Source organism: Auritidibacter sp. NML120636, from assembly GCF_003185945.1.
GTDB classification, from domain to species: domain Bacteria; phylum Actinomycetota; class Actinomycetes; order Actinomycetales; family Micrococcaceae; genus Auritidibacter; species Auritidibacter ignavus.
Window position 1 is genome coordinate 174,981 of sequence record NZ_QHLO01000003.1, and the last position, 21,758, is coordinate 196,738.

The 21,758-nt window shown below is 58.8% G+C and carries 21 protein-coding genes; 10 read left to right on the forward strand and 11 right to left on the reverse strand.

Features of this window, described 5'->3' with window-relative positions; genetic code table 11:
- Window positions 1-57 precede the first annotated feature (57 nt).
- The 3 genes from DCC25_RS04115 to DCC25_RS04125 form a co-directional block, all read right to left on the reverse strand.
- Window positions 58-219, reverse strand: coding sequence for a methionine/alanine import family NSS transporter small subunit (locus DCC25_RS04115; RefSeq protein WP_110100689.1), 162 nt, complete (start codon window positions 217-219; stop codon window positions 58-60).
- Window positions 216-1,826: a sodium-dependent transporter gene (locus DCC25_RS04120; RefSeq protein ID WP_110100690.1), complete on the reverse strand. Its 1,611-nt coding sequence runs from the start codon at window positions 1,824-1,826 to the stop codon at window positions 216-218. The genes DCC25_RS04115 and DCC25_RS04120 overlap by 4 nt, the downstream gene beginning before the upstream one ends.
- A gap of 156 nt (window positions 1,827-1,982) precedes the next feature.
- Entirely contained in the window at window positions 1,983-3,158 is a 1,176-nt protein-coding gene (locus DCC25_RS04125; RefSeq protein WP_158524715.1) for a MarP family serine protease, read from the reverse strand.
- 390 nt (window positions 3,159-3,548) lie between these two features.
- On the opposite strand from DCC25_RS04125, the gene DCC25_RS04130 reads away from it, so the two are divergent.
- A complete protein-coding gene (locus tag DCC25_RS04130) occupies window positions 3,549-4,226 on the forward strand; it encodes a Crp/Fnr family transcriptional regulator (RefSeq protein WP_110100692.1) in 678 nt (225 codons plus the stop codon).
- Window positions 4,227-4,324: 98 nt separating this feature from the next.
- Here the strand turns inward: DCC25_RS04130 and DCC25_RS04135 are convergent, their stop codons facing one another.
- Together DCC25_RS04135 and DCC25_RS04140 are read right to left on the reverse strand one after the other, a co-directional pair.
- Window positions 4,325-4,789, reverse strand: a complete 465-nt coding sequence (locus DCC25_RS04135) for a RidA family protein (protein ID WP_110100693.1) — start codon at window positions 4,787-4,789, stop codon at window positions 4,325-4,327.
- Between the two features lie 59 nt (window positions 4,790-4,848).
- Window positions 4,849-5,049, reverse strand: coding sequence for a hypothetical protein (locus tag DCC25_RS04140; RefSeq protein WP_110100694.1), 201 nt, complete (start codon window positions 5,047-5,049; stop codon window positions 4,849-4,851).
- Between the two features lie 158 nt (window positions 5,050-5,207).
- On the opposite strand from DCC25_RS04140, the gene DCC25_RS04145 reads away from it, so the two are divergent.
- Window positions 5,208-7,400, forward strand: a complete 2,193-nt coding sequence (locus DCC25_RS04145; RefSeq protein ID WP_110100695.1) for a transglycosylase domain-containing protein — start codon at window positions 5,208-5,210, stop codon at window positions 7,398-7,400.
- An 18-nt stretch (window positions 7,401-7,418) separates the two neighbouring features.
- Window positions 7,419-8,387 carry a metallophosphoesterase gene (locus DCC25_RS04150; protein ID WP_341771016.1) on the forward strand — a complete coding sequence of 323 codons (969 nt, stop codon included), beginning with the start codon at window positions 7,419-7,421 and terminating at the stop codon, window positions 8,385-8,387.
- Here DCC25_RS04150 and DCC25_RS04155 read toward each other — a convergent pair.
- The gene (locus DCC25_RS04155) at window positions 8,365-9,300 is read right to left on the reverse strand and encodes a phosphoribosylaminoimidazolesuccinocarboxamide synthase (RefSeq protein WP_110100696.1); all 936 of its coding nucleotides are present in this window, start codon (window positions 9,298-9,300) and stop codon (window positions 8,365-8,367) included. The genes DCC25_RS04150 and DCC25_RS04155 overlap by 23 nt on opposite strands.
- A 68-nt stretch (window positions 9,301-9,368) precedes the next feature.
- The gene (purD, locus tag DCC25_RS04160) at window positions 9,369-10,655 is read right to left on the reverse strand and encodes a phosphoribosylamine--glycine ligase (protein WP_110100697.1); all 1,287 of its coding nucleotides are present in this window, start codon (window positions 10,653-10,655) and stop codon (window positions 9,369-9,371) included.
- A 147-nt stretch (window positions 10,656-10,802) separates the two neighbouring features.
- Here purD and DCC25_RS04165 point away from each other — a divergent pair, with 147 nt between their 5' ends.
- The 5 genes from DCC25_RS04165 (at window position 10,803) to purM (ending at window position 14,347) form a co-directional block, all read left to right on the forward strand.
- Window positions 10,803-11,132, forward strand: coding sequence for a hypothetical protein (locus tag DCC25_RS04165; protein WP_110100698.1), 330 nt, complete (start codon window positions 10,803-10,805; stop codon window positions 11,130-11,132).
- Entirely contained in the window at window positions 11,129-12,187 is a 1,059-nt protein-coding gene (locus DCC25_RS04170; RefSeq protein WP_110098025.1) for an asparaginase, read from the forward strand. The genes DCC25_RS04165 and DCC25_RS04170 overlap by 4 nt, the downstream gene beginning before the upstream one ends.
- Window positions 12,187-12,591: a sterol carrier family protein gene (locus DCC25_RS04175; protein WP_110100699.1), complete on the forward strand. Its 405-nt coding sequence runs from the start codon at window positions 12,187-12,189 to the stop codon at window positions 12,589-12,591. Before DCC25_RS04170 ends, DCC25_RS04175 begins: the two co-directional genes overlap by 1 nt.
- Before the next feature lie 110 nt (window positions 12,592-12,701).
- Complete coding sequence (locus DCC25_RS11210; protein ID WP_110110221.1) at window positions 12,702-13,160, forward strand: hypothetical protein; 459 nt, start codon at window positions 12,702-12,704, stop codon at window positions 13,158-13,160.
- A gap of 26 nt (window positions 13,161-13,186) precedes the next feature.
- Window positions 13,187-14,347, forward strand: coding sequence for a phosphoribosylformylglycinamidine cyclo-ligase (gene purM / locus DCC25_RS04185; protein ID WP_233487903.1), 1,161 nt, complete (start codon window positions 13,187-13,189; stop codon window positions 14,345-14,347).
- On the opposite strand, the gene DCC25_RS04190 is transcribed toward purM, so the two are convergent.
- Window positions 14,344-15,342 carry a Sir2 family NAD-dependent protein deacetylase gene (locus DCC25_RS04190; protein WP_110100701.1) on the reverse strand — a complete coding sequence of 333 codons (999 nt, stop codon included), beginning with the start codon at window positions 15,340-15,342 and terminating at the stop codon, window positions 14,344-14,346. The two genes, purM and DCC25_RS04190, sit on opposite strands and share 4 nt — an antisense overlap.
- A 54-nt stretch (window positions 15,343-15,396) precedes the next feature.
- Entirely contained in the window at window positions 15,397-15,621 is a 225-nt protein-coding gene (locus DCC25_RS04195) for a DUF3073 domain-containing protein (protein WP_110100702.1), read from the reverse strand.
- Between the two features lie 264 nt (window positions 15,622-15,885).
- Here DCC25_RS04195 and DCC25_RS04200 point away from each other — a divergent pair, with 264 nt between their 5' ends.
- Window positions 15,886-16,647, forward strand: coding sequence for a septum formation family protein (locus tag DCC25_RS04200; RefSeq protein ID WP_110100703.1), 762 nt, complete (start codon window positions 15,886-15,888; stop codon window positions 16,645-16,647).
- Between the two features lie 125 nt (window positions 16,648-16,772).
- On the opposite strand, the gene clpB is transcribed toward DCC25_RS04200, so the two are convergent.
- Window positions 16,773-19,364, reverse strand: a complete 2,592-nt coding sequence (gene clpB / locus DCC25_RS04205) for an ATP-dependent chaperone ClpB (RefSeq protein ID WP_110100704.1) — start codon at window positions 19,362-19,364, stop codon at window positions 16,773-16,775.
- Window positions 19,365-19,463: 99 nt separating this feature from the next.
- Window positions 19,464-20,351: a hypothetical protein gene (locus tag DCC25_RS04210; RefSeq protein WP_146206408.1), complete on the reverse strand. Its 888-nt coding sequence runs from the start codon at window positions 20,349-20,351 to the stop codon at window positions 19,464-19,466.
- 111 nt (window positions 20,352-20,462) lie between these two features.
- Between DCC25_RS04210 and DCC25_RS04215 the strand changes: the two genes are divergently transcribed.
- A complete protein-coding gene (locus tag DCC25_RS04215; RefSeq protein ID WP_110100706.1) occupies window positions 20,463-21,758 on the forward strand; it encodes a YihY/virulence factor BrkB family protein in 1,296 nt (431 codons plus the stop codon).

The following is a 21,758-nucleotide window of genomic DNA, read 5'->3' on the forward strand; positions in this document are numbered from 1 at the left end:
GAACCGGTGGTTCAGCGGGTTCAGGCCGCAACAGATGGGGATGCGACAACCTGCGCGTCAGCTCTGGTTGATCTGCTGGGCGGGGGGAACAGCTCCGTCGGCGCCGAGCTCTCCCGTGGTCTCATCCGGGTTGCCTCGCAGGTGGACGATCGCCACGGCCAGGCCACCCCATACGACCCCGAGGCAGATGATCATCATCACAATTGCTATGGTGCTCACTGGTTGACCTCCTGAGTAGTGACCGGTTGGTCTGCGTGCCGGGGTGTGTTCTTGATGTCGAAATCTTGCTCGTGCTGATCGTCTTGCATCCCGGAGTTTTTCGCCCAGGGGATCAGTGCGACCACGACGGCCAGCACCACCAGTAGCGCTGACATGCCCCATCCGAAGGTGCCGACATACCAGGAGGGCATTCCCCCATAGCCTTCATTGACAACCTGCAGAATGTACTGGACTAGCGTAATACCCAGCACGACTGGCATAACCACGGAGATCAAGATCTTGTAGATCCAGCCCAGGCGGAAGGAAGACACCGAGTTCAGGTGCCCGACGAATTCGTTGAGTCGGAACAGCACCCAGGAGACCACGAAGACCGCCACCAGGCTGACCCCGACAATACCGATGTTGTTCACAAAGGCGTCGGTGACGTCAAGGAGGTGGATTCCGGAGGTGGTGCTGAAGGCCAGGAGCGAGACCACAGCGGAGAGCCCACCAGCAATAGCCACCACCCGTGCGCGGGACCAACCAGTTTTGTCCATAATGCCGGAGATCACCACTTCGGTAATCGAGATCAGCGAGGTGATTCCCGCAAACAGTAGCGACCCGAAGAACAGGACGCCGATAATCGGGCCCAGCCCCAAGGGGGCTTCGGAAATGATGGCGGGGAACGCCACGAAAGCCAAACCAATGCCGGAACTAGCGACCTCGTCGACCCGAAGCCCAGATGCCTGGGCCATAAAGCCCAGTACCGAGAAGACGCCGATGCCGGCAAGCAGCTCGAAACCGGAGTTGGAGAATCCAACAACGAGACCTGATCCGGTCAGGTTAGAGCGTCGCTTCAGGTAGGAAGCGTAAGTCAGCATGATGCCGAAGCCGACCGAAAGGGAGAAGAAGATCTGACCGTAGGCGGCCACCCACACTTCTGGTCTTGTCAGTGCCGACCAATCCGGTGTGAACAGCGCATCCAAACCGGTGGCTGCGCCCGGCAGGCTCAAACCAATGCCGACTAAGATCACGAACATGATCACCAGCAGAGGCATACCGATCGTGGCAGCAACCCCGATGCCTTTGCCCACCCCGCGTGCGAGGATGGTCAGCACCAGGATCCACAGAGCTAGTAGCGGGAAGAAGACTCCTGGAACGATCTGGAAGCTCACTTCGGCTTGTTCTGTGGCTTGCAGGTAGTCCGCGAAGAAGAAGCCTTCTGGGTCATCTCCCCAGGCTTCGGTCACCGAGAACCAAATATAGGAAGTGGCCCAGGCCAGGATGGCGGCATAGAACAGTCCAAGCACGGCACAGATCATCACCTGCCACCAGCCGATGGCTTCAGTCCACCGGCTGAGCCGACGGAAGGCCAGTGGTGGGGATCCTTTAAAGCGGTGTCCAATGGCGTAGTCAAAGAACAACAGCGGAATACCTGCGGTCAGTAGCGCCACCATGTACGGCAGGATGAATGCGCCACCACCGTTTTCGTAGGCGACATAGGGAAAGCGCCAAATATTTCCGAGTCCCACGGCAGATCCGATTGCCGCCAACAGGAAGACCCAGCGGGTACTGAATTGTTCGCGTTGCTGTCTCCCCGCGGTGAGTGATTCTTGTGTCAGGGCCATGCCCAACTCCTTTATCTTCAGGGCCTACCAGCGTGATGAGTGTGATAGTGATCACAAGAGTATGACGAAACATGAAATTTCACAAGAGCAACGCGCGGAAAACCATGCCTCGCACGGAAACAGCAGGCATGCAACCGTTAGTTCATCGGTGATGAATTAATCAGCCAAACACTGCCCCGTTGATACCGGTTCGGTGTAGCTCTGCGCTGAGGTCAGCACCGACCCAGCTTCCTCGGCGGTGATTGCGTAGCCGACCTGGGCATCGGGAGCTTTGGCGAAGATGACGCCGGCAACCTGGCCGGCGTCGTCGACGAGTGGGCCGCCCGAGTTCCCCTCACGGATATCGGAGGCCAACTGATAAATGCCGGTCAAATGCGGATCTTGACCATAGATGTTATTCAGCGTGGCCGGACCTTCAGCTTGCACTTTGCCAGTCGTAATGCGGTATGGACCACCGGCGGGAAACCCGAGAGCGTAGGCATCATCATCGATGCTTAATCCACGACCGACCTCCAACGTTGGAAGATCGGCGTCGGGAATCTGGAGAATCGCAAGATCGGTCTCCGGGTCGAAGTAGACCACCGAAGCACGATAGACGTTTCCGTCGAGATCTTCGACGGTCGGTCCCTCAACTCCGGCAACAACGTGGGCGTTGGTCACCACTCGTTGCGGCTCCACGGCGAATCCTGAACCGGTTTGGTTCTGACCGCATTCAAATGCAGTTCCGGTGATACGGACCGTAGCCTGTCCGGCCTGTTGCACGGCATCATTGGGAGGGCGGACAGCATTGTCCTCCACCGGGCCTTGCGACTGGAGCATCGGCCCCAACTCGGGAATCACCCCTGAATCCAAGAAATCGGTCCACAATGAAGCCACGAAGGTCCGTCCAGACTCAGGAGTCAATTTGGTGACGAAAGCGATGACCCGGGATTCCTTAATGGTCTGCGTTAGTTGTGGCATACCCATCGATGACAAAGAGAAGGCCAATAGGGCAATCAACACCGAGGCGATGGCGGTATTGACAATTCCTCCAAGCACCTTGTCCACACGTCGGGCAATCGGAGCGTTAACCCGTAGTCGTACGGCTCGACCAACGGCCACTCCAATGGCCATCCCGATGCCGACGAGGACAACTGCGCACACCACCATAGCCACGATGCGCCACATCGGAGAATCCACGAAACGGTTGACTTCGGGCATCAAAAAGAAGGCAGCAATGGTGCCGAGAACGAATCCCAGCATCCGTCCGGCCGACACCCAGAGACCCTGTCGAATGCCATTGATGAACACGATGACCAGTACGACAAGAAGAACCCAATCCAGCCAGGTCAAGAACACTACGCTGCGCCACCCCTCTCTCCGTGCTACGCGTCCCGACTCTCTCCGTGCTACGCGTCCCGACGCGCATCCGCTGGCGTCTTCTACACCGTCGCGTATCTCCGCAGTGTCTCCACCCTAAACCCTACGACTGGAAAAATGCCGTGAAGACTTGCATTGTCCAGCGTTGTAACCATCTTTCGGTGGAACGGTTGACGACCACATTGATCGCTCACAGATGAATACCAGCAGATCATCCGGCAATTTCTACTGCCTGTAGAATAATTATGTGAGTAACTGCACTCGAGGTATTCACAGTGTGATCCCGATGATGCAGAATTAACAACGAGCTTACGCCGAAAAACGTTTACCCGGCCGTTCTGGCCAGTTAGGAAGATCTCGCATATGGATTTGGATGTTCTGCGCAATGCTCCGCTTTTTACCCATCTTGACGATGAAGTCTTTGATGCGTTGACTGCAGAGCTGACCGAAGTTGAATTGTCTCGCGGGGCGTCTGCTTTCCACGAAGGCGACGATGGTGATCAGCTCTACGTCATTATTTCCGGCAAGATCAAAGTTGGTCGCACAGCTACCGATGGACGTGAAAACCTGCTTGCCATCCTCGGTCCCGGCGAGGTCTTCGGCGAGATGGCCCTTTTCCAGCCCGCGCCACGCACCGCAACCGCCACTGCTGTGTCCGCAACCCGTTTGGCCGGTCTGCGTCACGAAAACCTTCGCAAGGTCATCTACTCCTCCCCGGAGGTCTCCATGCAGTTGCTGGGCGCCTTGGCTAAGCGCCTGACGCGCACCAACGAGTCGATGGCTGACCTGGTGTTCTCCGATGTGCCAGGTCGCGTTGCCAAGGCCATCCTGGATTTGGCCGACCGTTTCGGTCGCACCGCCTCCGACGGCCTGCTCGTTGCTCACGATCTAACTCAGGAAGAGCTGGCCCAGTTGGTCGGTGCTTCCCGCGAGACGGTGAACAAGGCTTTGGCCGAATTCGTCCAGCGTGGCTGGTTGCGCTTGGAAAACCGAGCCGTGGTCATTCTGGACCTGCAACGACTACGACAGCGCGCACGTTAACCGGAGAATTCTTCTTCTCTTCGTCTCTTCCTCATGGGTGGGCCGGAACACCTAGCATGTTCCGGCCCACCCATGTCTTGTGTAGGACTGTGCGCTGATTAGTCCTGAACCTTGACGGTGATTTCGACCTCGACGGGGGCGTTCATGGGAAGAACAGCCACCCCGACGGCAGCACGAGCATGGGAACCAGTCGCACCGAAAGCCTGGCCCAGCAGTTCTGAGGCGCCGTTGATGACTTGCGGTTGCCCGTAAAAATCCGGGGCCGAAGCGACAAAGCCAGTCACCTTGACCACCTGAGCAACCTGATCGAGGTCGCCGACCAGGTTTTTCACGGCAGCCATAGCGTTCAACACACACAACTGCGCCAACTTTTGACCTTCCTCGACACTGACATCAGCGCCCAGTTTTCCGGTGGTAGCCAGCTCCCCGTTCTGCAGGGGCAACTGACCAGAAGTGTAGATCAACTGACCTTCACGTAAAGCAGGCACGTAGGCAGCCAGCGGGGTGGCAACCTCGGGAAGGGTGAATCCAGCTTCCTGGAGACGGTCTTCAACTGCGGACATAAATCCTCCTCGGTATCGTTGAACATCTCAGGGGTAGAGCACGGCGACGATCTGGGTGGCTAGGGTTTAGGACGCTTGAGATAAGCCACCGGAGCGTTACCATCTGGTCCTGGCAATACCGTGACGAGTTCCCATCCTTCATCGCCCCACTGATCCAGAATCTGTTTGGTGGCGTGAATAATCAACGGTAGCGTGGCGTACTCCCAGCGAGTTGGTTCCGGAGCCGACGCGGGTTCTGGTGTTTTTTGGGTTTCGGTCATCTCCCCAGGCTATAATTGAAAGACCGTCAAGAATAGACATGACGCTCGCACTGTTTGCACCACACCCGGACACAAAACGCGAAACCGGTGGGGATTGTCACGCCTTCACCCCGGTGGCCCCGGGTCAGTAGATCACCTGACGTAGATAGAATTGCATCATGGCCAAAAAATTTGCAATGTTCGACATGGCGACCACTATGGGTAAGATTTTCGCCTTCTTCGGCGTCTCTGCTCTTTGTGGAGGGCTGGCAGCAGGACTGGCATTACCCTTGGGAATGGTTACCGGCGCTGCCGCAACGACCGGCACAGAACTGCTGGATGAGCTTCCTGCTGAACTACAGGAAGAGCCCATGTCGGTTCCCTCTCGGATCGTTGACAAGGACGGTACCGAATTGGCCACGTTTTATGCGGAAAACCGCGAACCGGTGTCCTTGGATGAGATATCTGAAGAAATGCAGCAGGCCATTATCGCCATTGAGGATGAGCGCTTCTACGGGCACTCCGGTGTGGACCCTCAGGGTCTGGCACGCGCGGTGGTCAATAATGCCACCTCCGATACCCGTCAGGGTGCTTCAACCTTGACCCAGCAGTACGTCAACAACGTGCTGGTGAACTACCAGAACCTCAACGGCCTGCGCACCACAGTGTCGGGCACCAAGACACCGGCCGATAAATTGCGTGAAATGAAGCTGGCTGTAGCGCTAGAGAAGAAGATGTCTAAAGAGGAGATCCTCGAGGGCTACCTCAACATTGTGTTGTTCTCCGGGCGGACCTATGGCGTTGAAGCTGCAGCCAACCACTTCTTCAATAAGTCTGCCTCAGAGTTGGACCTGTCGGACGCGGCGATTTTGGCCGGTATGGTGCAATCACCCAATGCGTTGAACCCCGAAACCAATCCGGAGTCCGCACAGAACCGTCGCAACGTTGTCCTGCAATCAATGGAGAATGCAGGATTCATTACCACGGCAGAGAAAGAGAAAGCTCAGGCCCAAGATCTCGGGTTGGATATCACTCCAAAGAACTCCGGCTGCATCGCAGCGCAACACAATTCGGGTTACTTTTGCGACTACGTGCACCGCCAGATCCTCAACGATCCAGCGTTCGGCCCGGACCCGGAGTCGCGTCAGCAATTGCTGGACCGCGGTGGCCTGACCATCAAGACCACGCTTGATGCGAAAATGCAGAAGGCAGCTGCCGAAGAAGCGAATAAGGCCGTCCCTCGCGAAGAGACTCAGGGCTTCGGCTCCTCCATTGTGACTGTCGAGCAGGACACCGGAAATATCCGGGCCATGGCTCAAAACACTGTTTATAGCCCCGAGGATGGAGCCGGTAACACGCAGATCAACTATTCTGTCGACCACGCCGACGGTGGTGGCCAGGGGTTCCAGGCCGGTTCGACTCTGAAGCCGTTTGTGTCACTGGCCTGGCTCGGTGCCGGTCACTCCATGTCCGACACGGTCAACGCCTCCCGCGATGACTACACGGGAGCGAAATTCCCCGCTTACTGCCTCGACGGAGGCAAAGCCCAGATCGGAACAGACGGCTGGAACATCAATAACACCATTGGCAACATGAAGAAACCGATGCCGATGAACTACGGTCTGTACTGGTCGATTAACACCGCAACCGTCGGTGCCGCCTTCGCCACCGATCTGTGCTCCATTACCGATATCACCGATGCTGCCGGTGTTCACGGCGCAGTGAGTGAAGAAGGTTTGGACCCGCAACACCCGTCGTTCTTGTTGGGTGCGCAAGAAGTCTCCCCGCTGACGATGGCCTCGGCCTTCTCAACCATGGGCTCCTACGGTAACTACTGTGAAGCGCGTGCCCTGACCGAGGTCACCGATGCCGCCGGCAACGAGTATGAAGTGCCACCGGTGCAGTGTAACGAGAATGTGCTGAATGAGGACCACATCGTCCAGCTGAATTCCACGCTGAAACCCATCGCTAAGGACCGTATCGCCGAAGGCAATATTGACTTTGACATTGCTGGCAAGACCGGTACAAACAACAACGAATCCTCCACGTGGTTCGTCGGCTACACCGAAGGCCTCACGACCGCCGCTTGGGTGGGTAACTACCAGTCGGTGGCCAAAACGTTGAAGGGTAACACCATCGGTGGCACCTACTACGAAGACGTGTGGGGCTCGCTGATCGCCGGTCCGATGTGGATCGACTACATGAAACAGGTCGCCGAGGACTACCCGCATGGAGAAATCCGTGATGATGGGTCGCCGAGCCCGCGAAGCATTTCCTCAGCCAAAAAGGGTGGTTCAAACTCCTCCGATGACGACGAGAACAACGAGTCCTCGGACGACCCTTCAGCAGAGTCCGCAGAGTCTTCGAACTAAGACCCTGGGGTGGTAGAGGTGATCACATCCGCGAAGCTGTGGCGCCGGTTCGCCGGTGCCACAGCCGTTACGGCCGTCGCGGGTGTTGCGAGCCTGGTATACGGCGCGTGTCTGGAGGCCCGCTGGTTTAAAATCCGTCACGAACAGGTGCCGGTCTTGCCCGCTGGTCGTCCTCGGTTGCGGGTATTACATATTGCCGATCTGCACATGGTCCCATCCAACCGTGCCAAGATCGACTTCACCCGCTCGCTGGCTGAACTAGAGCCCGATCTGGTGGTCAATATCGGTGACAATCTCGGTCACCGTGACGGTCTGAAACCGGTGCTTGATGCACTGGGTCCGCTCTTAGATCTCCCCGGAGTTTTTGTTCCCGGTTCCAACGACTATTTCGCTCCTCAGCCAGCGAATCCGCTGAAGTATTTCCGTGGGCCCTCTAGCCAGCACGGATCCGCAGCACATTTAGCGGACCGCGAGGTCCTGCCCTACCGGGAGCTTTTTAGCGAATTTGAGCACCGGGGCTGGGTGAACCTCACCAATGCACATCACGATCTGCACCTCGCCCGTCATCGCCTCGCGGTGGCCGGCACCGATGACCCCCACCTCGACCGTGACCGCTGGCCCGGGTTTGGTTCTCACGCGAGAACAGCAGATCTCACCCTCGGGGTCACTCATGCCCCCTATACCCGGGTACTCGATACCATGGCCGCCGACGGCGCGCAACTGATTCTGGCCGGACACACCCACGGGGGACAAATTGCTCTACCCGTGGTGGGACCGCTGGTGACTAACTGTGATTTACCACCCCGGCAAGCCGCAGGCCTGTTCGGATGGCCTGATCTCGTGCCAGGGCGGAACGCACCCGTCGAATCTGCTACGACCATCGTCAATATTTCCGCCGGTATCGGGGCGGCCCCCAAAGTTCCGGTCCGTTTTGCCTGCCGCCCCGAAGCGGTGGTGCTGGATCTTATCCCTGCGGTGTCGCGCTGAATTCTTCCCCGGTGATCCGACGGTAGGCTTCCAGGTACCGCTGACGAGTTTTCTCCACGATATGCTCAGGCAATGCGGGAGGCCGTTGCCCAGAGGCCGGGTCCCAGCCGGACTCTTCGGAACTGAGCCAGTCACGGACAAACTGCTTGTCAAAGGAGAGCTGGGGGCGTCCTGGTTCGTAATCTCCGGCGTCCCAGAACCGTGAGGAGTCCGGGGTAAGCACCTCATCACCTAAGGTGATCAATCCGGTGGAGACATCAATACCGAATTCGACCTTCGTATCGGCCAGGATGATCCCGGCGTTGCGAGCAATCTCCTCGGCCTGACGGTAGAGCTGCAGGGTCATCTCCTGCAAGCGGGCGGCCCGTAGCAAACCGACGCGTTCACTCAGCTGCTCGAAGGTGATGTTTTCATCGTGCTCGCCCACCGCTGCCTTGGCGGAAGGGGTGAAAAGAGGTGGGTCTAGACGAGAGCCGTCCACCAGCCCATCGGGTAGTGGGATACCGGTGACGGCACCGGAAGCTTGATATTCCTTCAGCCCGGAGCCGGTCAGATAGCCTCGGGCAATGCATTCGACCGGTAGCATCTGCAAACGCTTGACGATCATGGCGCGTCCGGCGACTTGCTCCGGGACGTCCACAGAGATCACATGATGCGGAATCGGATCCAGGTCTTCGGCTGGCTGGGCGAGCTGCTGGAACCACCACAACGACAGTTGGGTGAGGATTTTGCCCTTATCGGGGATACCGGGGCTGAGGATGTGGTCGAAGGCCGAAACCCGGTCGGTAGCGACCACCAGCAGGCGGTCTGATTCACCGCTGGGCTGATCGCTGGGCTCGTAGAGGTTACGGACTTTGCCGGAATAGACGTGGCGCCAGTCAGCAAGTTCAAGGACGTCGTGAGAGGTCATCATCTAACTTTCATCGCGGACGGATTGACGGTTCACGTGGACAACAGTAGCCCGGGCAGGCACTGCGTTAGTTAGGGAAGCTGAATCTCGCCAGCCACGGCACGGCGGGCGATATCGGTGCGGTACTGGCCGTCTTCAAGGTGAATTAGCTCCAGGCCCTGATAGGCCCGTTGCCGTGCCTGCACGAGCGTCTCACCTTGACCGACAACAGCCAACACTCGTCCACCGGCGGAGAGATACTCACCGCTGTCGTTGGCGGCTGTCCCGGCGTGGAAGACGGCTACCTTCTCCAGAGCCTCAGCATCCGCAATGCCGGTCATCACCGCACCGGTGCGAGTGGTTCCCGGGTATCCCGGGGAGGCCAGCACCACTGCAACGGCGGAGGAATCAGTAAACCGCGGAGTCAGCTCCGGACGCTCGGCCAGTTCCGAGCGTGCCGCGGCGAGTAACAGCTGTCCCAGCGGTGTGGTCAATCGAGACAATACCGGCTGGGTTTCGGGATCACCGAAGCGAGCATTGAACTCAATCACCCGGATCCCCCGGGTGGTCACAGCCAGTCCACAGTAGAGCACACCCAAAAACGGGGTGCCACGCTGGTCCATCTCAGCCAGCACCGGCCGGGCAACCTGGTCCAGCACCTGCTCGGTGAAGTTCTCCGGCAGCCAGTCCAACGGAGTGTAGGCCCCCATTCCCCCGGTATTGGGGCCCTGGTCGTCGTCATGGATGCGTTTGAAGTCTTGAGCCGGACTGAGCGCAACTGCCCCGTCCGGGGTACCGTCGGCGATCACGAATACCGAAACTTCGGGCCCGTCGAGAAATTCTTCGACCACCACGGTGGAGCCGGAGGCGAAACAGGATTCTGCGTGAGCCAGAGCAGCCGCGAGATCCTCGGTCACCACCACGCCTTTACCAGCGGCCAGCCCGTCATCCTTGATCACGTAGGGGGCACCGAACTCGACACAGGCGGCCCGGACTTGCTCGGCGGTTTTCGCGTGCACCGAGGCAGCGGTGGGCACTCCGGCAACGGTCATGACTTGCTTGGCGAAGACCTTGGAGGATTCCAGTTGCGCAGCGGCGGCGCTGGGGCCGAAGACCGGGATGTGCACAGCTCGCAGAGCATCGGAAACCCCGGCTGCCAGAGGCGCTTCGGGGCCAATGACGACCAGGTCCGAGCCGAGCCGTTGCGCCAGTGCCACGACCTCTTCGGGGTCATTGGCGTCAATCTGGTGCACGGGGACCTCGGCCGCAATCCCGGCATTACCGGGAGCAGCATCAACCTGGGTGACGTCGGGGTCTGCCAACAGGGTACGGACCAACGCATGTTCACGCCCGCCGGGGCCTAGCACAAGAATTTTCACAGTTCCCAGGGTAGTCGTTTCCCTCCCCTGCCGTCGCGGTGCAATGACTGCGACGGGCAGACCGGGAGAAATCCACCGAGAAAAGCCCGCCAGAGTAGCTGCCAAGAATTCGCCCCGCGACGGCAGTATGGCTTTAGACTGGAAGGCATGGCAGATCAGCACGATCCCCACCACGAGCCCTCCAATGACCGCTCACGCCGGCCCGGAGACGAGCCCCGATCAAAAAGCTGGGTGCAACACCGCGCCGATTTATTCAACCAGCTCGCCCCCGGTGAATCGATGTTGCCGGACTGGGCAGCGTCCCTGTTCGTGTGGGTCATGGGTGCCCTAGCCGGTTCGATCGTCCCGTGGTTTTTATTCCGGTTGTTTACTGGCGCCCAACGTGGCGATATGACGCAAGCGACAATCAGCATCGTGTGTGGGCTGATTATTGGCACCGTAGCGCTGATCCTCTTCCGCAAAAGCAGGGCACGATGAGTTCCCGGACCTCGAACTACTCAAAACCGTTAGCCGGTACTGCGCTGGGCTCGGATTCCGTGGAGCTGGCCCAGCTGATTCGCAACGACTTTATTGAGACCCGATTTATCGGCTCCGCGGTGGTCGTCGATCGCACCGGGGCTATCCAGGCCAAGCTGGGTGATCCGGCGGCATTGATCTACCCGCGTTCGGCACTGAAACCGTTTCAGGCCTTGGCCAGTCTGCGCCACGGGGCAACGCTGGATACCGAACAGTTAGCCCTGGCAACTGGATCGCATACCGGTACGGAATACCACCAGCGACTGGCAGCGTCGATGCTGTCCGACTACGAGCTAGACAGTTCCGCACTACAGTGCCCACCGTCGTGGCCGTCTTCCCCGAAAGAAGTCGCCCGCATGGCAGCCGCTCAAGCACCAGTGCACTTGAATCCGCGACGGATTGCTCACCCGTGTTCGGGAAAGCACGCCGCATTCCTCGCGGCCAGCGTCGCCGCCGGTGACCCGGTGAAATCCTATTGCGAGCCGGGACATCCGATACAACACGAAGTGGACCGGGTGCTGGAAGAATACTTGCAAACCACCATCGCACGGCACGGCGCCGATGGGTGTGGCGCTCCGGCGGCTATCACCTCACTGACGGCCCTGGCCCGTGGGTATTCGCAGTTGGCAGCCTCGGTGCATGACCGGACGGCGGAATGGACGGCAGTGATGGTGGCCCGCTCAATGTTGGAGGCCCCTGATGCAGTGCAGTCCCCCACCGGGTTCGACTCGGTGGTGCTCAAAGAACTCCAGGTGTTGTGTAAGACCGGGTCCGAAGGGGTCGTGGCCATGGCCAGTGGCGACGGCACCGCGGTAGCGGTGAAGATGCTGTCCGGTTCCTCCCGGGCAGCCCATACCGTCGCGGCCGTGTTGCTAGCCCAGTTCAGCGACCCGCGACCGGACGTCTCCGCACTGACACAGGTGTTAGAGACGGTCTCTCCCCAGATCACCTCTGCCGGCCGCCAAGTCGGTCGCACCCGACTCTCCGATGAAGTCCTGAGGGTGATCGGTTCCTGATGGCACGTCGCAAAATTGATCTTCACCAGGGGCGAGCAGCCGTCGATGAGCTATTTAGCCATGCCGACTACGCCAGCCTCCCCCGTGCGGTACAAGCCACGGCCATCCGGTTCAGCCTCGAGGAGTTGGCCGATCGTGCCCCGGGAAAAACCGTAGAGGTCAGAGTCCCGCCGTTTGGGGTCACCCAGTGCATCGACGGCCCCGAGCACACACGGGGCACTCCCCCGAACGTGATCGAAACCAATCCTGAGACCTGGATGGAGCTCATCACCGGGGAAATCGACTGGGACCAAGCGGTGGCCTCGGGCCGGCTGCAGGCCTCCGGTTCACGAGCCGACCTCACTGATTGGTTGCCACTATTTCACCCGCCCCGCACTGCGCCATCGTCGGAAGACCGCACCTAGTCAGAACTGTTGACCGCCTTGTCCTATCGCGCTGTGTGCCACCTCGATCCTGACTGTTGCCGGCTACACACGAACCGGCGCAGAGGTTTTTCTCGCTAAACTGGGTCCCGATGTCCTCACCAGTTTCTCCACAATCCGCGCCGGATCCTGACCAGCCCGACGGATCCCCACAACCCGAGCAGGAAACCGTCGTGTTTCGTCGGGCACCCAAGATCGCCCCATTTCTCGTCGGCGGAGCGTTGCTGGGAGTCCTGGTTGCTTTGGTGATGGTCGGGATCCAAGGCACCAGCGAGGATTACACGCTGATGGCCACCCTCGGGTTCTTCGCGGTGCTGTTCGCCGTTCCCGGTGTTGCTCTCGGTGGCCTGTTGTGGCTGGTCTTGGATCGCCAATCGAAAAAACATACCCGCACCTACTATTCGCGTCCTGTCGATGATCCCCGCCAAGCTGATTATGCGGTCACCGATGACGAGTGGTCGGCATGGCGCTCCCAAACTGCCCGGCGGTTAGCCGACGAACAATTTCAAGCCCGCAGACAGGCACGCAAAAACCAGAAGAAATCCAGCTGATTAGCTCACCGGGAAGGGAAGAACTCGTGACCAGCCCAGATGATCAACACATCACCTACGCAGGCGCAGGTGTCGATGTCGAAGCCGGTGATGTTGCCGTGGCTTTGATGAAGGATGCCGTCAAAGCCACCCACGGTGAGCACGTTCTTGGCGGTTTCGGTGGCTTCGCTGGAATGTGGGATGCCTCGGTGCTGACCAGCTATTCGCGTCCGGTGCTGACCACCTCCACCGACGGGGTCGGCACCAAGGTTGCCATTGCCCAGGCGCTGGACATCCACGACACCATCGGCCAAGATCTGGTAGGAATGGTCGTTGATGACATTGTGGTGGTCGGGGCCAAGCCACTGTTCATGACCGACTACATTGCCACCGGTAAGGTCATCCCAGAGCGTATCGCCGATATTGTCCGGGGCATCGCCACCGGTTGTTCACTGGCCGAAACTGCACTGATCGGTGGTGAAACCGCAGAGCACCCCGGACTACTCGCGGAGAATGAATATGATGTGGCCGGAGCTGTGACCGGAGTGGTCGAGTCTGACCACATCCTCGGGCCAGAGAAGGTCACCTCCTCGGATGCCATCATTGCCATGGCCTCCTCGGGTATTCACTCCAACGGCTACTCTTTGGTGCGCCGGATTGTCAGCGCTCAGGGGTGGGATTATCACCAGCACCTGCCCGAATTTGGTCGGACCCTAGGTGAAGAGCTTCTCGAGCCCACCAGAATCTATGCTTCGGTCTGTGCCGGACTGGTCGATCACCTCAACGGTGAAGCTCACCGCGCCGGAAAGCCAGCACCGTTGCACGGCTTCTCGCATGTCACCGGGGGCGGGCTAGCCGCAAGCCTCGCACGTGTGTTACCTGCTGGGCTGATGGCGATCGTGGACCGCGGAACCTGGTCCATTCCCCCGGTGTTCTCGGTGCTCACCGAGGCCGGCGGTGTGCCCCAGGCCGATGCAGAACGGACCCTAAACCTGGGGGTGGGCATGGTAGCCGTGGTTGAGGCGGATCACGTCGAAAAGGCACTAGCATATCTACGCGACCACGAGGTGCCATCCTGGCAGATCGGTACTGTCGATACGCTCGACCAACAACTCATCGACAACACTGTCGCCGAAGACGTCGTGCAGGGTGCAAAGGGTGTTGACGGTGGCACGGTCGTGTTGCAGGGTACCTACGCCGTCGCTTAGGGGAACTCTTTTTTCACCTGGTCATCCAGCCACTGTAAGGCCTGGGAGGTATCGGCCCGCCACCGGAAGGTCGCCCGGGCATCGGCTCGGGAAGGGCCGGCGTTGATAACCCCCACCGGTTGGTGGCGGTGGACCATATCGAGCACCATTCGGTAGCCCGACATGACCGCCACGGAGGATCCCACCACCAACAGCGCTCCGGAGCCAGCCAACAGCTCGTTGACGCGATGCTTACGCTCAGCCGGAACGGCTTCACCGAAATAGACCACCGAGGGCTTCAACGCGGTGGAATCGCATCGCAAACAACCAACCATCTGGAACTCGTTGATCCACCGCAACTCTAGGCGTGCGTCGCCATCCGGGTTGATGTCTTCTGTGCCGGTATCGGCTCGTTGCAGAAAACCTGGATTCGCCTCTTCCAGGCGACGGTCCAAGCTCGCTCGTGATTCCACGGCCCCGCAGCTCAGGCACTGGATCTCACTCATATCACCGTGCAGAGCAACCACGGTGGAGTAATCATCGCCGAGTTCTTGAGCGGCTCGCTGATGGAGCCCGTCGACGTTCTGAGTCACGATGCCGGAAATGATGCCAGCTTGAGCCCATTGGGCCAAGACCTGATGTCCAGGGTTGGGTTGGGCATACTCCAGGTGACGCCACCCCACGAACGATCGAGCCCAATACCGGTGGCGGGCCACCGGGTCGAATCGGAACTCCTGATAGGTCATCGGGCGGTGGTGGCGCAACGAACCGTTGGGCCCCCGATAGTCGGGGATGCCAGAACCGGTCGAAATCCCGGCTCCGGTCAGCACCGCTGGGCGCAAACGGAGGAGTTGCCCGATTCCTGCTGAGGCCACCCGGTCATTTTGCAGCGGTCGGGAATCGTCGACGACGCGAGCGATGGAACGCAGGGCCGCTTGGTGGGTTGCGTAGGCCGGATGATCAACAGAGATCGCCTCATCAACGTAAGGAACCGATCGGTCTGATGAAGAGTTCATCGGATCCGATCGGTTATCAAGCGCGCTGGGCGTGGAACGCCACCGCCACACAAACTACCGAGGTGACGAGTACCCGTAGTCATCCTCGTCGTGATCGTCTTCGTCCTCGTAGACGTTGTACTTATCCGCGTAGTCAGCGTATTCGTCGCTAACCGTGGGTTCGTCATGTTTCTTCCCAGAGAGTTCTCGCTCCAGTGCTGCGAGATCGGTTGCCGGGGAAAAATACTTGATATCCCGAGCCTGACGTGCTGCTTTTGCCTTTTGACGGCCGCGCCCCATGAGCGTGACCCCCTTCGCGGTCTCTTAGCCCTCCAATGGGCACAACATAAGGCTCATGCTGGTGCCGGAGGTCATGTGTTCAAACTGGTTCGTGCTCACCAGTTTAACATGTTTTCAGGTGTTGTGCCGCCACATATCGTGGTGCTCAACCGATAGCGAAGCATTGGCAGTAGACTGTCACATGTGTCAATTACGTCACGCTAAACTACTCATCCACCGCTGAGCACTGCCGTCTTCGGTTTTGACGAAAGGACTGGATAACCCATGACAGAGCCGGTCAACGAGGAACCGTCCCGCCGGGGTAGCAGAGCAGTGCCGTCCGAGACCAGTTCTGAACGCTCGCCTCGGTCACAGCGTCCCTCGCGTCGTGAGATGCGTCGGCGTCGTCAAAGCCGTCGCCGATGGATTCTCATCGGCGTGATCGTGCTGGTCATTCTCCTCATCGGTATCGGGGCCAGCTGGTTGATCCGCTCCGGTGTCTTCGACGGAGATGACTCTCCGGAAGCCTCCGAGGACGTCTCCCGCAACCCCTCCCCTGGCTTGGATGGTGTTGTTGCCACCGAGGTGTGGCCCGAAGACCTGGAGCCCGGAGATTGTTTGACGGACTTTACCGATACTGAGTCTGTCTCGACGATCGTGGACTGCGACTACGCTCACGACGCACAGCTGGTGGGACGTCAGATTCTGTCCGAAGCGGAAACCTATCCCGGTGCGGATCAGATGCGCACCCGTGCCGACGAATTCTGCGCGGCTATTGAGCTGACCGGTTCTACCGATGCCAGCGTCGTCACCCGAGTCTCCAGCCCCTCGGAGGCGTCCTGGAATGAGACCGGTGACCGCCGAATTGACTGCTTCGTCGAAGCTGAAGAATCTGGGGCTCTGACAAATTCCTTGATCGGCCAGCCGGTGTTGGATGTCGCCGAGGATCAGAACCTCTCCGAGCAGCCCTCCCGCGACAGCAACGACGCAGAAACTACTAGCGAAGAAACCAGCGCTACCACCCAGGAGGAAACCTCTGAGGGCTGATCTCTGTAGCCTCCTGGGCACCGTAGCCTCAGCGACGCAAACGGCCAGCTACCCTGCTTGGTACAGGCTAGCTGGCCGTTGTTGATGGTCTCTGCGGTGGTTGCTGAGCACCGCAGAGACCAGGATCAGTTCTCGGCACTCACCGCGTGGACGTCAAGCCCGTCCGGGGTCCGGTCCACTGCCACGGTGTCGCCGTCTGTGATCTCCCCGGCCAGAATCTTCTTGGCGAGTTGATCACCAATTTCGCGTTGCACCAACCGCCGCAACGGACGTGCGCCGAAGGCAGGATCGTAGCCGGTATCGGCCAGCCAAGTCAGGGCAGCGTTGGCGACCTGCAAAGTGAGCCGACGTTGTGCCAGTCGCTCGCCGAGGTCTTTGACTTGCAGATCCACGATCTTGGTCAGGTCCGACAGCGAGAGTGGCTCGAACTGGATGATGTCATCCAACCGGTTGAGGAATTCGGGTTTGAAAGCCGCCCGTACTGTTGCCTCCACGGACGTCTTTTTCTCCTCCTCCGACAGCGCGGAATCCACCAGATACTGCGACCCCAGGTTCGAGGTCAGGATCAGAATGGTGTTCCGAAAGTCCACGGTCCGACCTTGACCATCGGTCAAGCGCCCATCGTCGAGAACCTGCAAGAGGATGTCGAAGATCTCCGAGTGAGCTTTTTCCACCTCGTCGAGCAATACCACCGAATACGGCCGACGTCGGACTGACTCGGTAAGCTGACCACCTTCGTCGTAACCGACATACCCCGGAGGGGCACCGACCAGTCGGGACACCGAGTGCTTCTCGGAGTACTCACTCATATCGATCCGGACCATGGCTCGGTCGTCATCGAAGAGAAACTCCGCCAGCGCCTTAGCCAGCTCGGTCTTGCCGACACCGGTGGGTCCCAGGAACATAAACGAACCGATCGGCCGATTCGGATCCGAGATCCCTGCCCGACTACGTCGCACAGCATCAGCCACAGCAGTGACCGCGGACTGTTGCCCGATCAACCGGTTGCCGATCACGTCCTCCATCTGCAGGAGCTTTTCTTGCTCGGAGGTCATCATCCGTCCAGCTGGAATGCCGGTCCAGGATTCGATGACATCGGCAATATCGTGAGCTGAGACCTGCTCAGAGACCATGGTCTCTTCGGATTTTTGGTCCTGCTCACTGGCTTCTGCGGCACGCAATTGCTGCTCGACATCAGGAATCTCACCGTAGAGTATCCGGGAGGCTTCTCCCAGATCGCCTTCACGTTGAGCCTTCTCGGCCTGCGAGCGCAATTCGTCCAGCTGAGCACGCAGGTCACCGGCCTGGTTCAGGGAGGCCTTTTCGTTCTCCCATTGGGCCGTCAGCGCGGTGAGTTTTTCCTGCTCATTGGCTTTCTCCTCACGCAGGGCAGCCAAACGCTCCACCGAGGCCTGGTCCGTTTCGCCGTCCAGGGCCATTTCCTCCATCGTCAACCGGTCGACCGCACGGCGCAACTGATCGATTTCTTCCGGGGCTGAGTCGATTTCCATCCGCAATCGGGAGGCCGCCTCGTCCACCAGGTCAATGGCCTTATCAGGCAACTGACGCTCCGTGATGTATCGATCCGAGAGGTTCGCGGCAGCCACCAACGCACTGTCGGAAATCGCGACCTTGTGGTGGGCTTCGTAGCGCTCTTTGAGACCACGGAGAATCGCAATGGTGTCGTCCACCGTGGGTTCGCCCACGTACACCTGCTGGAACCGGCGTTCCAGTGCCGGGTCTTTTTCAATATTCTCTCGGTACTCATCTAGCGTGGTCGCCCCGATCAAGCGCAACTCACCGCGGGCCAGCATGGGCTTGAGCATGTTGCCGGCATCCATCGATCCTTCCGAGGCTCCGGCACCGACCACCGTGTGGATCTCGTCGATAAAGGTCACGATTTGACCGTCGGATTTCTTGATCTCTTCTAAGACGGCTTTGAGACGTTCTTCGAATTCACCGCGGTACTTCGCACCGGCCACCATCGAGCCGAGATCGAGAGAGATCAGCTTCTTGCCTCGCAGGGACTCAGGAACGTCGCCGGCCACGATGCGTTGGGCCAGTCCTTCAACGACTGCGGTCTTACCCACACCGGGTTCACCGATCAGCACCGGGTTGTTCTTGGTCCGGCGCGAGAGCACCTGAATCAACCGTCGGACCTCGGCGTCCCGACCAATAACCGGGTCTAACTTGCCAGACTCGGCTAGTTTCGTCATATCCGTGCCGTATTTTTCCAGTGCCTGGAACGTGCCTTCCGGATCAGCAGAGGTGACCCGCTGATCGCCACGCACACTTGTCAGCGCTGCACGCAACGCGTCAATCTGTGCACCGGCGTCCCGCAGGGCCACTCCAGCTTCACCGGTGTCAGCCGCCAGGCCTAGCAACAGGTGTTCAGTCGAGATGAACTCGTCCTGCAGTGAGCTGGCCTCATTCTGAGCCGCTTGGATCACCTGTAAGCCGGCACGAGAGAGCTTCGCCTGAGCCACGGAATTACCCGAGGTCTTCGGGAGTTTTTGGATTGCTGTCGAAGCAGCGGTGGACACCACATCGGGGTTAGCCCCGGCTGCTTTCAGGATGGACACTGCAATGGAACCGCGCTGGTCCATGAGTGCTTTGAGAACGTGTGCCGGTTCGATTTGGGGGTTACCGGCTGTCGAAGCGTTCATCGACGCCGCCGAGAGCACTTCTTGAGATTTTGTGGTGAACTGCGCGTCCATCACATCTCCTCCCTTGATTCATTCACGAATAATACTTGAGTCTAATTAACTCAACCCTGCGGTGGGAGGTTTTATTCCACAGGATCCGGGTTGCAGCCGTTAGGTACTGGAGCTTTCGTCCGGCGAGGCAGACTCTGTTGCTGAGGAGGTATCGTCAACTTCTGCGGGGTCCACGAGCTGCTCGAGACGTTGAATCTGCTCGGTATAGAGACTCAGCGCGTCGTCGGGGCTGATGTTATTGGCCACAATATAGACGTGGTATTGTCCACCCACGGAACCACCACCGAGATAGAGGTTCTCGAGGTCATCATCACGACTGGCTTTAATGCCCACGTGCACCGCGTGCAAGGATTCCAGTTGTTCGAAGGTCGCTTCGGCTCCGTCGACGCTATCGGATTCGATGGTGTCGCAACTTTCGGCAACCTCGGAGAACAACTTCATTGGCCGGGTTTCCTCAGCGGTTTCAAACACCATGATCTCCACGTGTGGTTCTCCGGAGAGCTCCTGGGTCTCGGGACCGTCGGAGCTAGTATCCGAGGTTTCCTCAGATTCGGAGGGCGACGGGGAGTCAGAGGCGTCGGCGCCATAGTCGTATACGCCGGTTACACCGTGCGATACCTGTGAGGTGTAGGAGTTGACCGCATCAATCGCCTCACCACATGTACCCTCGGGTTCAAAACCGGTCAGTGTCAGGTAGAGGCTCAATGGCTGGCTCTGGAAACTTTCAATCGAAAACTCGGTAGCTCCCCCCTCAGGCAAATGTTCTGCCGGAATCAGGATTTCCGATAGGTCATCACGGCTGGTTTCGACAGACGATTCATCACTGGGAGAACTAGACGTATTGGCCGAGTCCTCCGGTTCCGGACCGCCTTCTTCTGTTTGACAACCGCTCAGGGCCAGCCCAAGACTCAGGAACAGGGCGCTCAGCACCATAGGATGCAACGGTGAGGAGGGAACGTGACCGCGTTTCTTCATAGTCAATTTCATAGTCAATATCGTACCGTCTTATCCCATACCCCCAGCAGTATCGACGCGGTACCTGTCCTTGGCCCTGCACGTTCTCTCGGCTGACCGGCGATGATTCGATAGGCTCATATTATGCCTCTCACCCGCCGGTTGGCCAGGAAACAACGTCAGACGTATCAAAACCCTCGGCCCACCGTCTGGTTCGTACTGCGTTGTACGATCACGCGACTACTCGAACTTCAGGTGTGGGATGTTGCTGCCACGATGACGTTCTTTCTGTTGCTCTCGGTCCTGCCGGCCCTGATTGTTTTGGTCTCGGTCGTCTCACTTCTCGGTTTGGCCGATGAAACCATCGGGACGGTCGCCGAGCTCATTCACGAGTTGATTCCGACACTAGATACCGAGGTCATTACCACGACCTTGATGGCTTTTTCAGAAACATCTGGTTCTGTCCTGACGATTGTGATCAGCATTTTGGGATCGATGTTCTCAGCCGGACGAGTCATTGCCGCCTTCCACCGCGCCATGAATACCCTCTACGGGACCCGCGAGGGACGTAACTTCTTCATGATGCGCGCGGTGGTCTTCGTCGAAACCATTGTGCTGATGGTGTCCTCACTGGCCTTGGTCGGTTTGATCATTATTGGAGGCGACTTCTCCCGTCGCATCGGTGGGATGCTGAACCTCTCCGAAGAATCGGTCAATGCTTGGAATACGGTCAAATGGCCCATCCTCCTGCTGGTGTTGATCTTGCTGATTACAGCCGCCTACTACCGCGGGCCCAATGTGAATCTGCCCCGTTACCGGTTTATCACTGCGGGCGGGGCATTCACCGTGCTCACACTGTTCGCCGGGCTAGTCCTCACCGGATGGTTGCTAGAGAACTTCTCCATCTTTGACGGAGTACTCGACACCTTCTACGGAACAATTTACGTGATCCTGTTTCTCTGGGTCGGTGCGATCGTGATGATTGCTGGGGCCGCCTGGGATGCTGAGTATCTGCGCGCCAAGCAGTTGGCCGAGGGATTGCCCGCATGGGACCGGTTGCAGTTGTCTCCCGAACACACTCGACAGCTCGAGGTCCTGGACTACCGGTCACGGTTCACCGACTATGTCGGCCACGTCGTGGTTTATTCGGTGCACACTGAAGAACCCATCACCACTTTGAAGACCGCGCAATTAGCCGAGAATAAAAGTATTTTCGCCATCAATAGGCCCCGCAGGTCCAGCTCGACCGGAAAGCCCTACCGGTCCGTCTTTGTTCCCGAAGATTTCGGAGACAACATCTATGAGGGTCAACGAGTTCATCCAGAGACCGGGGCACGGTTGGTCTATCCGCCCCAGCGACCAACCCGGTCCAATATCAACGAACGTCGCCAGCAACTTCAAGAAGACTCCAGCGGCTTCGAAGAAAGAACAGGAGACTAG

What these genes read in the sequence shown, in the direction of transcription:
- DCC25_RS04200 (WP_110100703.1), top strand. Translation starts at nt 15,886, where the DNA reads ATGACAGAGCCGGTCAACGAGGAACCGTCCCGCCGGGGTAGCAGAGCA.
- DCC25_RS04165 (WP_110100698.1), top strand. Translation starts at nt 10,803, where the DNA reads ATGGCAGATCAGCACGATCCCCACCACGAGCCCTCCAATGACCGCTCA.
- DCC25_RS04210 (WP_146206408.1), bottom strand. Translation starts at nt 20,351, where the DNA reads ATGAAATTGACTATGAAGAAACGCGGTCACGTTCCCTCCTCACCGTTG.
- DCC25_RS04175 (WP_110100699.1), top strand. Translation starts at nt 12,187, where the DNA reads ATGGCACGTCGCAAAATTGATCTTCACCAGGGGCGAGCAGCCGTCGAT.
- DCC25_RS04120 (WP_110100690.1), bottom strand. Translation starts at nt 1,826, where the DNA reads ATGGCCCTGACACAAGAATCACTCACCGCGGGGAGACAGCAACGCGAA.
- DCC25_RS04215 (WP_110100706.1), top strand. Translation starts at nt 20,463, where the DNA reads ATGCCTCTCACCCGCCGGTTGGCCAGGAAACAACGTCAGACGTATCAA.
- DCC25_RS04130 (WP_110100692.1), top strand. Translation starts at nt 3,549, where the DNA reads ATGGATTTGGATGTTCTGCGCAATGCTCCGCTTTTTACCCATCTTGAC.
- DCC25_RS04195 (WP_110100702.1), bottom strand. Translation starts at nt 15,621, where the DNA reads ATGGGGCGCGGCCGTCAAAAGGCAAAAGCAGCACGTCAGGCTCGGGAT.
- DCC25_RS04190 (WP_110100701.1), bottom strand. Translation starts at nt 15,342, where the DNA reads ATGAACTCTTCATCAGACCGATCGGTTCCTTACGTTGATGAGGCGATC.
- DCC25_RS04135 (WP_110100693.1), bottom strand. Translation starts at nt 4,789, where the DNA reads ATGTCCGCAGTTGAAGACCGTCTCCAGGAAGCTGGATTCACCCTTCCC.
- clpB (WP_110100704.1), bottom strand. Translation starts at nt 19,364, where the DNA reads ATGGACGCGCAGTTCACCACAAAATCTCAAGAAGTGCTCTCGGCGGCG.
- DCC25_RS11210 (WP_110110221.1), top strand. Translation starts at nt 12,702, where the DNA reads ATGTCCTCACCAGTTTCTCCACAATCCGCGCCGGATCCTGACCAGCCC.
- DCC25_RS04155 (WP_110100696.1), bottom strand. Translation starts at nt 9,300, where the DNA reads ATGATGACCTCTCACGACGTCCTTGAACTTGCTGACTGGCGCCACGTC.
- DCC25_RS04140 (WP_110100694.1), bottom strand. Translation starts at nt 5,049, where the DNA reads ATGACCGAAACCCAAAAAACACCAGAACCCGCGTCGGCTCCGGAACCA.
- DCC25_RS04170 (WP_110098025.1), top strand. Translation starts at nt 11,129, where the DNA reads ATGAGTTCCCGGACCTCGAACTACTCAAAACCGTTAGCCGGTACTGCG.
- DCC25_RS04145 (WP_110100695.1), top strand. Translation starts at nt 5,208, where the DNA reads ATGGCCAAAAAATTTGCAATGTTCGACATGGCGACCACTATGGGTAAG.